This window comes from Pedobacter sp. AK013 (genome assembly GCF_014205835.1).
Classification (GTDB): domain Bacteria; phylum Bacteroidota; class Bacteroidia; order Sphingobacteriales; family Sphingobacteriaceae; genus Pedobacter.
The window spans coordinates 36955-51227 of sequence record NZ_JACHCQ010000016.1; the positions used below are offsets into that span (position 1 = coordinate 36955).

The window sequence follows — 14273 nt, forward strand, 5'->3', positions numbered from 1 at the left end:
TATATAATATGAGCATAATTTGCCTGCTGTACTTTCGGGCCATCAAAGCTAAATGTATATCATATAATGTTATGTTTTACTGGTTATTAATTTTTGTTTGTAGAATATTGCTTACAAAGAGAGTATGGGTAAATAATAATTTTGTCTATATGGAAACATATAGGGTGCTACGTGCCAACGCTTAATACTAAATATTGCTCGAATAAATTAACAAATGGTCTCACTTAAAACGCATCGCACCCAGGCTATTGCCTGTAAGCATCTTTCTGAATGCATACCGGAAGGTAATATGCCGTTTTGCTGCTTTTCGCACCATTCAACAGGTCAGACACCCTTTTTTAGCAAAGAATCCGATAAACCTAATATGTACCTCCATTTTTTTGCAAGTCCTTAATAATTGATAACCTAAACCATTGACTATGAAGAACAAATACTTTTTTATCCTATTTTCATTCATTTTGAGTGTCTGCTTCTCTGCGCGATCCCAAACTTTCGTGCATCCGGGTATTCCGCTATCGGCTTCCGATCTGAGTATCTTAAAAGCACACATTGATGCCGGAGATTACCCCTGGAAACAGGCTTATGACGTGCTGGCTGCCGATGGTAAGTCTCAGTTGACCTACACTTATCAGGCTTTTGCTAAGGTTACCCGTAGCCCAGACTTAAACCTTTATCGTTGGAGAAACGATATGACGGCCGCTTTTAATATGTCGCTGATGTGGTATTTTACCGGAAATCAGGATTATGCTGCGAAAGCCAGGGATATTTTAATTGCCTGGGCCACTACCCAAACGGAGTTTGGAGGCCAGTTGGGAAACCTGGACCTGGGTGATTACGCCTTTGCCTATGGGGGAGCGGCATCGATCCTCAGAGGGACCTGGAGCGGATGGACTGCGGCGAACACAGCCGCGGTAAAAAACCTGTTTAATAATGTGTACTGGCCACCGTCGGGCTGTGGTGGTTATGCATTAGGGCCTTCTAATAAAGGTAACCTGAGTTTATCCGCAGGTGTGGTAATTGCTGCATTTTCCGACGATCCTGCTAAAATGGCCCATATCCTCTACCTTTCGAGATATATCGCCTCTTGCGGACTTAAAAATACCCTGCCCAGTGGCCAGAACGGTGAAAGTTTAAGAGATCAGGGACACGCCCATGGGACATTCAATAACCTGGCCTTCACGGCAGAAGTGCTCTATAAACAGGGTATAGACATTTATTCGGACCTGGAAGACCGGATTATGGCCAATGCCGAATATTTTGCCAGGAAAAATATAAGTTTACCCATCCCTTACGTCCCTTATGGTACTATTGATGCCTATTATTTAAATGATGTCACCGTTCCATGGGACATGGGAAGATTTGGACCTACTATCGCTCACGGGGCCTATGTAGTTCGTAAAAACCAAAGCTCGGCTTACTTGACCAAACTATTTAATACTACGCCAAGGCGCTTTGACCCGGTAATTACCTGGTTCTATAAGTCGGAAGACAATTCTACGGCTACTGTTCCGGCGCAAACCGAGACTGTTCCGGTTCCGACAAAAGTTGGAGCTGGGGGCTTAACCTCCCTTGATATCGGGGCCACTTCTCCTTCCGGGAGCAGTTCTTACAATAACAATGTGTGGACGGTAAAAGGAAGTGGAGATATGTGGACACATGGAGCAGATGCCTTGCACTTCGTTTACAAGCAGGTGACCGGTAATTGCTCTATTATTGCTAAGGTAGAAACTACCGGAGGTGGTGCCCAGAATGCCCGGGCAGGTTTGATGTTCCGCTCTGATCTGACCCCTAATGCAGCGCAAAGAGCCTGGATTGGGATAACTCCGGCGGTAAAAGCCGAATCGTTTATGCATGGATGGTCAGAACTAAGGGGTGGTGCTTATTATGAAAAATCGTCCAGGCCTGTAACCGGCATTCCGTATTGGGTGAAAATTGAACGTGTTGGGGAGATGATTGCCACGTATTATTCGCCTGATGGTGTAAGCTGGGCGGCGGCGCATGAGGGCAGATATACAGGCTTTACCGGCACCGCCTACATTGGCCTTGCGGTTTGCTCCAATACCAATGGAGCTTTAAATACCGCTACCTTCAGCAACGTGAGTGTTACCGGTGGGCAGGGAGGAGTGGTTACTGCACCCGAAGCACCACTTTCGGTATATGCCTATCCTGGAGATAAAGAGATGCGGGTAAGGTGGTTATCTTCCTTTGGTGCCGCTAGCTATACGCTTAAGCGCGCCTCATCTCTGAATGGTACCTATTCTACCATTGCCACCGGCCTTTCAGGAAATACGTTTCACGACAGTAATTTGTCAAACGGCCAGACCTATTATTATAAGGTTTGTGCAATAAATGCTGCAGGCACCAGTCCGGATTCACCTGGAGATGGAGCTACTCCTGAAGCCCCCCCGGTTCCGCAGGTATTAAACTCAGGCAGTTTAAATGGCGTGTACCGTATTATAGCCACGCATAGCAATAAGGCAGTAGAGGTTAAAAACGGATCAACAGCCGAAGGTGCCTTGCTGGGACAGAGAACTTATGCTTATTTAAGCAACCAGCATTGGCTCATCAACCCTATATCCGGTACCGATTATAAGATTATTAATGTACAGAGCGGAAAGGCCGTGGATGTTGTGTCCAATGCCATAACAGACGGTGCACTGGTAGAGCAGCGCAGCTATTCGACAAGCGATGCGGCCCAGGTATGGACGATTAAAGACCGGTTTAACGGGACGTTCAGCATTGTAGGAAAACAGAGCGGAAAATCGCTGGAGGTTGCAGGATCAAGTACTGCTGAGGGCGCCTCAATAGACATTTTCAGGTGGAATGATAATACTAACCAGATTTATAAAATAGAATCGGTTCCGGCTTCTGAAATGTCAACGGCTTACCTGAAAAAACTTGCAGAAGCCATAAAATTACGCGATACTACGGAGACGAGTGCCACCAATGTGCCAGGTAAATTTCCGGTAACGGCCAATGTGCAGTTAAATGATAGTATTACCTATGTTCAGTCTCAGTATAATACACAATCTACAGCTATCGAGATAAGCAGTTATATTTCCGTTCTGGATAATGCGATGAAACGGTACTTAGCGGCTAAATATTATCAGACGAATATGCTGGCCAATGGCTATTATTATCTTAAACCTTTAACCGGTGATTCATTACTGACCAAGAACGATACCAATATACCTTTATTTGATGTAGCAAGTCCTGAGCCCCAGTTACAGGTCTGGAATGTTGTTAAACAGGGAAATGGCAGGTATAAAATTGCTTGTCTGAGTGCGCCGGTATCATATAAGAATTATATAAACGAGAGCGTACAGTTTGGTGCCAATAACTATTCGGATGCCTGGAATTCATTTAATATTTACTTTGACGGAACCTCGTATGCCATTCAGCGTGCGCAAAGTGCCGGAAACGGCTACTGGTACCAAAGCGGTAATAAAATATTGGCCATAGGTGGCAATACGAACGATCCTATACCCTATAATTTCCCTTTCCGTTTAGTGCCTGTGGGAATTATCCCCTTAAACCTGAAAGCTGCAGGAGGAGATGGTAAAAACGTCCTGGATTGGGATCCTATTCCGAACCTTGCCTATGTCGTAAAACGTTCCACTGTAGCAGGTGGGTCTTATAGCACTATTGCTACGATCAGCGCCAGTGCCAATCCCATCAGGTACATCGATAGTGTTAGTGTGAATAACGGAACTACGTATTATTATCAGGTAAGTTCATCGGATGGCACGGCTTCCAGCCCTGTAGTTACGGCTTCACCTAATGTTGGCCAGCTTATTTACCTGAAATTTGACGAAATAAGCGGCACTGCTTTTGATAGTTGGGGAGCTAAACATGCATCGTTAGCATCGTCGGCAGGCCGGGGCACCGGGAAATCCGGAAAAGCCCTTAAACTGGATGGTTCGGCCAATGCTTATGCTACCTTACCGGCAGGTATTGTGAGTAGCTTAAATGATTTTACCATTTCCACCTGGGTGAAGATGGATGCGCTTTCTACCTGGATGCGGGTATTCGATTTTGGTATTGGTGCTACCCCAGTTACACAATATATGTTCCTGACTGTTCAGGCCGGGACCTCTACGGTAAATGGTGTGACTACACGAACCATTAGCTATAGAATTAAAAATGGGGGATCAGATCAGATCGTCAGTTTTAATTACCCTTTGCAACTGAATGGCTGGACGCACCTTGCCGTTACCCAATCCGGAAATACGGCCAGCCTGTATATCAACGGGGCTTTGGTGGCCAGCAATACCGGGATCACGATTAAGCCTTCTCAGCTGACCGCTTCAGGCACCACAACCGGCACTACGCTGAATTACCTGGGTAAATCGCAGTTCAATGATCCGCTTTTTAAAGGCTCAATTGATGAGTTTAAGATTTACAGCAGGGCTTTAAGTACAGCAGAGATTGCCTCGGCATTTACCAGCCAGTCGATCACGATGAATGCCATTGCGCCTAAACTCATGGGCGATGCTGATTTTGATCCTGCTGCTACTACAACATCAGGGCTTGCGGTAACCTATACCAGTTCAGATACTACAGTTGCAAAAATTGTAAATAACAAAGTTCGCGTTCTCAGTACCGGAACAACCGTTATTGCGGCCTCACAGGCAGGGAATTCGGTTTACTGGCCTGCAACGCCACAATTAAAAGTATTGTCGGTTGCCATTACCAATAATACCCAGCCAACTGCTGTGATAGGCAAGCCATTTATCTATACCATTACCAACAATGCACTGAGCGATTTTATGGTAACAGGCTTACCTGCTGGTTTAAGCCTGAATGCCTCAAACGGGATCATATCCGGTACCCCAACCGAGTACGGTACATTCCCGCTATTTATTAACGCCGTCAATGACAGTATCCCGGGAACGCAGACCATTACCTTAACGGTACAGAATATGGTCAGTAACGTTATTGTTGCTTCGGGGGATGCAAAAAATGTGGTTGAATGGGATGCTCTTCCGGGTTTTAGCTTTAATGTGAAACGTTCAACTACACCGGGTGGTCCTTATACCACTTTATCAAATGTAACGACCAATATGTATACCGATACCGGTGTGAGCAATGGAACTACTTATTATTATGTGGTTACAGCGGTTGACAGTCAGGGTGAAGGTTCTCCCAGCGCAGCAGTAACCGCAAAGCCTGCTGCCGGCCAGCTTACTTACCTTAAATTTGATGAAGCCAGCGGCACTCGCGCTGTTGACAGCTGGGGGGCTACCCACGGAACAATGGCCGCAACAGCAACCCGTGCAGCCGGGCAAGATGGAACTTCGCTCAAACTCGATGGTACAGCTACTTCTTATGCTACCTTACCAGCAGGAATTGTAAAAACAGTATCCGATTTCACGGTTTCAAGCTGGGTAAGGATGGATGCATTTTCCAATTGGATGCGTGTATTTGATTTCGGGAACAATACCTCACAATATATGTTCCTCACCGTTCAGCAGGGAACGCCAACTGTAAATGGTGTAAAGCTAACAACCGTCCGTTATGCCGCTAAAAACGGGGGGACAGAATTAAACGTAAGTGCTAACTTTGCCTTTCCGTTGGATACCTGGACACATTTGGCAGTAACCCAGTCAGGAAATACGGCAAAGCTGTATATCAACGGTGCCTTGGCAGCAACCAATGCCAACCTCACCATCAACCCTTCACAACTCACTGCTTCGGGCACTACTACAGGCACTACGCTGAATTACCTGGGTAAATCACAGTTTAATGATCCGCTTTTTAAAGGTTCAATTGATGAGTTTAAGATTTACAGCAGGGCACTAAGTGATACGGAGATCACTAACGAAGGTACAGCCAGTTTCAGCCAATCGGGTAATCTTTCAAGTACGCAGCCCCGTTCAGGTATAATCCCGGCACAAGCCCTTGCTCCGGAGTCTTCAGCCAGCAATATCATCTATCCTAACCCCGTAAAAGAGCAGTCTTTTAAAGTAAGGCTTACACCTGATCTGAGAGATCAAAACATTAAAGTAATAATTAGGGATGTTGTGGGCAGGATAATGCAGAGCGGAAGCTATCGTGCTGCAGATCGTGATCTGCAGGTGGGCCTTTCCGGAAATTACCGCTTAGGTGTTTATTTCGTGTACCTGAATAACCTGACACCAATCAGACTGATCGTGGATAAATAAATAAGAATATATGAACGCAAAAGGCTGTTTAACAGTCTTTTGTGTTTCATTTGTCTATGTGATAAATGAAACAGGGCTGACTCATCATCAGTGCCTAATGCTAAACTATTGTCCAAAAAATTAACAGATGATCTCACTTAAAACACCTCATGCCCAGGCTATTGCCTGTAATGATCCTCCTGAACTCACACGCGAAGGTGATATGCCTATGCCGCTTTTGGCACCTTTCAACTGATAAAACCGATCAGATGCTATTTTTTAGCGAAGAACCCGTTAAAAGCCTTATGTGGCGCTTCATTTTTTGCAACCTTTTAACCTGAACTCGATTAATAACATGTCTTTAAAGATCTTTTGTAGATATTTTCAACTCACCGTCGTCACCCTGAATCGAGCCTTAGCGAGCTCACCGAAGGTAATTTATTTTACAAGTAGAAGTAGTGTTTTCAATTGCCTTGTAGCTACTTCGTGGTTAGGGTCTATCTAGTAGGAAAGATGCTGAAACAAGTTCGGCATGACGATCGCGTTAGGAAAAAGAGACTAAAAATGGATCACAACGCGTAAATATTAATCGAACTAAGGTTTTTAAATAATTAACAACCTAAACTATTGAATATGATGAACAAGTACTTTTTTATGTTGCTTTCATTCATTTTGAGTGTCTGCTTCACCGCACGGTCCCAGACCTTCGTGCACCCGGGTATTCCGCTATCAGCTTCCGATCTGAATACCCTGAAAGCCCATGTACAAGCCGGAGATTATCCCTGGAAACAGGCTTATGATATCCTGGCTGCCGATGGTAAGTCGCAGCTGACCTACATGCCAAGCCCTTTTGCCACGGTTAGCCGCAATCCGAATGTAAATCTTAATCAGTGGAGAGGCGATATGACTGCTGCATTTTTTCAGGCCATGATGTGGAGTTTAACGGGCAATGAGGCATATGCTAAAAAATCGAGAGACATTCTAATGGCCTGGGCCACTACCCAGACAGAATTTGGGGGAATTGAATCAAACCTCGATTTAGGCGATTATGCTTATGCCTATGGCGGTGCCGCGTCTATTCTTCGTGGAACCTGGAGCGGCTGGACAGCCGAAAATACTACCGCGGTAAAAAACCTGTTTAACAATGTATACTGGCCGCGTACCGGTTGTGCAGGTTATGCTTTAGGGCCTGCCAATAAAGGCACATTGAGTATAGCCGGCGGAGCCGCTATTGCTGCCTTTTCTGATGATCCGGCAAAAATGGCGCATATTGTTCACCTGATGAGGTACATCGGTTCTACCGGATTTAAAAATACATTGCCCAGTGGAGAACATGGGGAAAGTGGAAGAGACCAGGGGCATTCTCATGGTATGTGGAGTGGCATGGCCTTTACCGCAGAAGTGTTCTGGAAGCAAGGTATAGACCTTTATTCTGAACTGGATAACAGGTTACTTGTTTTAGGGGAATATTTTGCTAAGACCAACACGGGCAAACCCATTGGCTTTGTACCCTTTGGTACTACAGACTGGTACTATTTTAATGCTGCGCCCTATGGATGGGATGGAGGGAGGTGGGGTTTAACCCTACTGCAAAGTGCCTATAATTTACGTAAAAATATACCTACCCCTTACATCACTAAAAGGCTTAATGCCATCCCAAGGCGGTTTGATCCCGTATATACCTGGTTTTATAAATCTGAAGACAATTCTACCGCTACGGTTCCGGCACAAACCCAAATTGTCCCTTCAGCTACAAAAGTGGGAACTGGCGGCTTAACGGATCTTGACATTGGATCTGCTTCACCAGCCGGCAGCAGCGCCTACAATAATAATGTATGGACGGTAAGGGGAAGCGGGACAGAAATATTGACCCATGGGGCTGACGGATTTCACTTCGTGTATAAAGAAGTGACGGGAAACTGTTCTATCATTGCCAAAGTAGAAACAGCCGGAGGTGGCGCGCTCAATGCCAGGGCAGGTGTAATGCTGCGTTCAGATCTTACCCCTAATTCTACACAGCGGATATGGATTGCCGTTAAATCTGGCAAGCGTGCCGAGTCATTTATGCATGGGTGGACGGAGGTTAGGGGGGGCTCTAACTGGGAAAAAGCGGAAAGAGCAATCCCCCAGGATGATTATTGGGTGAAAATTGAACGCATAGGTGATGTAATTAATACGTACTACTCACCAGATGGTACCAGCTGGGCTACTGAAGTACAGGGCCGGTATGAAGGTTTTACCGGTACGGCTTATATCGGATTGGCAGTTTGTTCGAATGCAAACGGTGTTTTAAATACCGCTGTATTCAAAAATGTAAGTGTTACCGGCGGACAAGGTGGAGTGGTTACCTTGCCTGAAGCACCGCATTCCGTGTATGCATATGCCGGAAATAACCAGATGAATCTCCGTTGGCTTTCTTCTTTCGGTGCAGATAGCTATACGGTTAAAAGAGCATCATCCGAAAATGGAAATTATACCACTGTTGCTTCTGGCCTTGCCGGAAATAGTTTCCTGGATACAGACGTATCCAACGGACAGACCTATTATTACAAGGTTTGTGCGGTAAATACAGCCGGTACAAGTCCTGATTCACCAGCAGATTCAGATACACCAGAGGCACCACCTGTTCCGCAGGTATTAAATTCAGATAGTTTTAACGGGGTGTACCGAATTATAGCCACACATAGCAATAAGGCAGTAGAAGTTAAAAACGGTTCTATGGCTGAAGGGGCCTTATTGGGACAAAACACCTATTCTTCTTCAAGTAACCAGCATTGGAGAATAACGCCTATATCCGGTACCGATTATAAGATCATCAACCTGCGGAGTGGAAAAGCAATGGACGTGGTGGGCAATGCCGTAACCAATAATGCGCTTGTGGAGCAGCGGAGTTACTCGGCTACAGATTCAGCCCAGATCTGGTCTATTAAAGATAAAGAAAACGGAACTTTCAATATTGTGGGAAAACAGAGCCAGAAAGCGCTTGAGGTTGCCAGTTCAAGCACTTTAAACGGTGCCGCAATGAACCTGAACAGATGGGTTGATAATCCTAACCAGATTTATAGAATAGAACCGGTTACGCAATCAGACATGTCTTCTGCTTACCTTAAAACACTGGCTGAAGCCATCAAGTTACGCGATACCACCCAAACGAGTACAACAGTTGAGGGAGGTAAATTTCCGGTGGCGGCCAAGGTACAGTTAAACGATAGCATTACCCATGTGCAAGCCTTGTACAATCCCCAATCAACGGTTTTTCAGATCAGTGACTATGTTACCATATTGGAGAATGCAATGGAACGGTATAAGGCCACCATGTACTACTATACGAATACATTTGCTGACGGGAATTACTATCTTAAACCGCTTGACAGCGATTCGTTATGGACGAAGAACGAGACGAACAGGCCTTTATTTGATGTGTCGAATCCTAATCCCTTAACTCAAATGTGGAATGTGAAAAAGCAAGCGAACGGCAGGTATAAAATTATTTGTCTAAGCTCACCACTTCCAGCATTTAACAATTATATCTATGAGGATGCATTATTTGGCCGTAATGTTATTGCCTACAACGACGCTTACAATTCATTTAATATTTATGGTAACGGTACTTCGTATGCGGTTCAACGGGCACAAAATGCCGGAAACGGGTATTGGTATAAAGGTGGCAATCAGATACTTGCTGTACTTGGAAATGATAACGATCCGGTTCCCTATACTTTTCCTTTCCGTTTTGTACCCGTTGGAACTGTTCCGATAAGCCTGACTGCTTCGGCCACCGATGGAAAAAACATCCTGGAATGGGATCCAATTGCGAATTTAACATATACCATCAAACGTTCAACAACACCTGGCGGGCCTTATACCGATATTACCACAGTGAATACAACAACTTTTACTGACACCGCTGTTCTGAATGGAACACCTTATTACTATATCGTTGCTTCGCCAGATGGTGTTGCATCCAGTCCGGAAGTTTCAGCCTCTCGGAATGTAGGGAAGATTTATTTGAAATTTGACGAAACCAGCGGAAACCGTTGTGTGAGCAGTTGGGGAACTACTTATGGTACGCTGACGGCTACAGCAACACGTGATACTGGGAAAACAGGAAACGCACTTAAGCTGGACGGGGCAAGCACTTCTTATGCTACACTACCTGGAGGCATTGTTAGTGATGTAACTGATTTTACCATTTCGGCCTGGGTAAAAATGGATGCCCTTACCAACTGGATGCGTGTATTTGATTTTGGTACCGGTACTAACCAGTATATGTACCTTACCGTGCAGGGAGGAACCACTACAGCGAATGGGGTAACTTTATCGACCATTAAATATGGAATTAAAAACGGAGGGACAGAATTAGGCATAACTGCTCCTTATGCCTTCCCGTTGAATACCTGGGTACACCTGGCAATTACCCAATCCGGAAACACAGCCAAACTGTATATCAACGGCGTGCTGAAATCAACCAATACGGCACTTAGTATTAATCCTTCACAACTTACCCCTACGGGTGCTACTACCGGTACAAATTTAAACTATCTTGGTAAATCGCAATTCAATGATCCGTTTTTTAAAGGCTCAATTGATGAGTTTAAGATTTACAAACGGGCTTTAAGTGCTTCGGAAATTGTAGAGGGCATGAAGGTATTCCAAACCATTGCCTTTAATACCATTACACCAAAACAGGTAGGTAGTGATGATTTTGATCCAGAAGCTGTTGCTTCTTCAGGGCTTCCGGTAGAATACACCAGTTCGAATCCCGCTGTTGCAACGATAGTAGAAGGAAATGTTCATATTGTATCGGCCGGAACAACAGTCATTACTGCTTCACAGGCGGGAGATGAAGTGTATGGGCCGGTATCACAGGCAAGAACATTATCGGTTGGCATTACCAACAATACACAGCTTACTACTTTAATGGGTAGACCTTTTAGCTATACCATTACCAATAAGCCATTAAGCAATTTTACGGCAACGGGTTTGCCTGCAGGCCTAAGTGTAAATGCTACAACAGGCGTAATATCAGGCACGCCTACGGAATATGGTACTTTTCCGGTAACTATTGGCGCTGTTAAAGACAGCATTACCAATACCCAAACCATCACCTTAACGGTAAAAAATAATGTGGTAAGCAATTTTATTGTTGCTGCAGGGGATGCAAAAAATGTTTTGGAATGGGATGTTATTCAGGGTTTTACCTATAACATTAAGCGTTCAACCGCATTAGGAGGCCCCTATGTTGCAGTGGGTAGTACAAGTACCCCTAAATTCACCGATACCGGTGTAAGCAACGGAACTACTTATTACTATGTAATTGCGGCAGTTGATAGTATAGGAGAATTGCCTCCGGGCACAGTGGTAACGGCAAAACCTGCTGCCGGCCAGCTTACTTACCTTAAATTCGATGAAGCAAGCGGCACCCGCGCCATCGACAGTTGGGGAGCTACCCACGGAACATTGGCCACAACAGCAACCCGTGCAGCCGGAAAATTCGGTAGCTCGCTAAAACTTGATGGCACAGCAACCTCTTATGCTACCTTGCCAACAGGAATTGTAAAAAATTTATCCGATTTCACTGTTTCTGGTTGGGTAAGGATGGATGCACTCTCTACCTGGATGCGTATGTTCGATTTTGGTACAGGTACCACGCAATATATGTTCCTGACCGTTCAGCAGGGAACACCAACCGTAAACGGTGTAAAGCTATCAACCGTTCGTTATGCTGTTAAAAACGGGGGCACAGAATTAAACGTAAGTGCTAACTTTGCTTTTCCGCTGGATACCTGGACACACCTGGCGGTAACCCAGTCAGGAAATACGGCAAAGCTGTTTATTAATGGCACTTTGGCAGCAACCAATACCAACCTGACTATTAAACCTTCGCAGCTTACTGCTTCGGGTACTACTACGGGTACTACGCTGAATTACCTGGGTAAATCACAGTTTAATGATCCCCTTTTTAAAGGCTCAATTGATGAGTTTAAGATCTACAGTAGGGCATTAAGTGATGTGGAGATTGCTGAAAGTTTAAAAACTGCGCAAACCATTACCTTTAATGCTTTGCCCGAAAAAACGGTTACCGATACCAGTTTTAACGCTGGTGCAGTTTCCAGTTCAGGTTTGGCAATCAGTTATGCCAGTTCAGACACCACAGTGGCAACTGTTGTCAACAATAGGATCGAGATTAAAGGAGCAGGTGTTACTACCCTTACAGCCACCCAGGCAGGCAATGCAACATATGCGGCTGCCACACCTGTAAGCCAGGTATTAACCGTTAATAAAGTGGCACAGACCATTACCTTTAATGCTTTACCAGAAAAAACGGTTACCGATACCAGTTTTAACGCTGGTGCGATTTCGAGTTCAGGCCTGGCAGTGAGTTATGCGAGTTCAGACACCACTGTGGCAAGGGTTGCCAATAATAGGATCGAGATTAAAGGAGCAGGTGTTACCACCATTACGGCTACCCAGGCAGGCAATGCAACATATGTGGCTGCCGCACCTGTAAGCCAGGCCTTAACTGTTCATCAAGTTGAACAAACCATTAGTTTCGCCAGCTTACCTGCCAAAAGAATAGGAGATGCCGATGTAACACTAAGTGCCACAACAAATGCTAATTTGCCGGTGAGCTATTCGAGTTCAGACACCACGGTTGCAAAGATCGTAAATGATCAACTGCAGGTGGTAGGTAAGGGAACTGCGATTATTACGGCAAAACAGGAAGGAAACAATACCTATGCTGCAACCAGTGTAACCCAGCCGTTTAATGTAATCCCTTTCAATATCCAGGTACAATCTATGGATGGCGATGGTGGCCAGCTTACCAACAATGTGATCAGGCCTAATTTCAGCCTGGTTAACCAAGATTCGATCGGGGTAAATTACAATGAACTTACCATGCGTTACTGGTTTACAGCAGAAAATTATGCGGGTATAAATACCTGGATAGATTATGCCCAAATGGGAAACAGCAACGTGAAAATGACGTATGTACAAATACCAAACCCTGCTTCGGGAGCGTTAGGGTACATGGAATATAGTTTTCTATCTGGCGGAAAGTTAAACGCAAACAGCAACAGCGGGGTAATCCGTACCAGGTTTGCCAACCAGGACTGGTCCAATTTCTCAGAAGCAGACGATTACTCTTACCAGGCCAATACCGGTAGTTATGGAACAAACAACCGGATAACCTTGTACCGCAACGGTAAATTGATATTTGGAGAAGAGCCGGCTCTGGTGCCTGTTACTGTGAAACTGAATGTACTTTATCAAAATCAGAACCTCACAACAAACAGCAATGCCATAAGTGCTTTTGTAGCCATTAAAAATACAGGCAACAGCACTATTGATTATAGTGATCTGACTGCCAGGTACTGGTTTAGCAAAGACGGAACGGCCGGACTAAATATGACGGTTGATTATGCCAAACTGGGCAATAACAAGATCAAAGGGCAATTTACAGAACTTAATCCTTCGCTAAACGGGGCCGACAGCCACCTCGAATTATCTATCGATGGGTCAGCAGGAAAGCTTTATCCTTTAAGCAGTACCGGAAATATCCAGTTCCGCATTAATAAAACCAACTGGTCTGCGTTTAACGAGTCGAATGATCATTCGTATTTGCCTAAAGCCGCGATGGACACCAATGCACATATTACCTTGTATTATAAGGGGCAACTGGTGTACGGAACAGAGCCTGCTACAGCTGGTTCTGGCCAATCGGGCAGTCTTTCAAGTACGCAGTTCCGTTCAGGTGTAATCCCGGCACAACCGCTTACTCCAGAGTCTTCAACCAGCAATATCATTTATCCGAATCCGGTTAAAGAGCAGTCTTTCAAAGTGAGGCTTACGCCAGATCTCAGAGATCAGAATATTACGGTAACCATCAGAGACGTAGTAGGTAGGGTAATGCAGAGCGGAAGCTATCGCGCTGCAGACCGTGAATTGCAGGTGGGTTTATCAGGAAATTATCGTTTAGGCGTTTATTTCGTTTACCTGAATAAACTAACACCAATAAGATTGATAGTTGATAAATAAAAGATTACCAGAGACTGTATCATAGGGGGTAATTTCAGCTCTAACTTGTTACGTTGAGCTCAGCTTGTACTGAGCTCAACGAAGTATCGA

At 44.9% G+C, this 14273-nt stretch carries 2 protein-coding genes; both read left to right on the forward strand.

Annotation, left to right across the window (positions count from 1 at the left end; genetic code table 11):
- Window positions 1–419: 419 nt before the first annotated feature.
- Window positions 420–6164 (forward strand): LamG-like jellyroll fold domain-containing protein, encoded by a 5745-nt coding sequence (locus tag HDC90_RS12380; protein ID WP_184466792.1) that lies wholly within the window; start codon window positions 420–422, stop codon window positions 6162–6164.
- Between the two features lie 612 nt (window positions 6165–6776).
- Entirely contained in the window at window positions 6777–14183 is a 7407-nt protein-coding gene (locus HDC90_RS12385; RefSeq protein WP_184466794.1) for a LamG-like jellyroll fold domain-containing protein, read from the forward strand.
- Window positions 14184–14273: the final 90 nt, after the last annotated feature.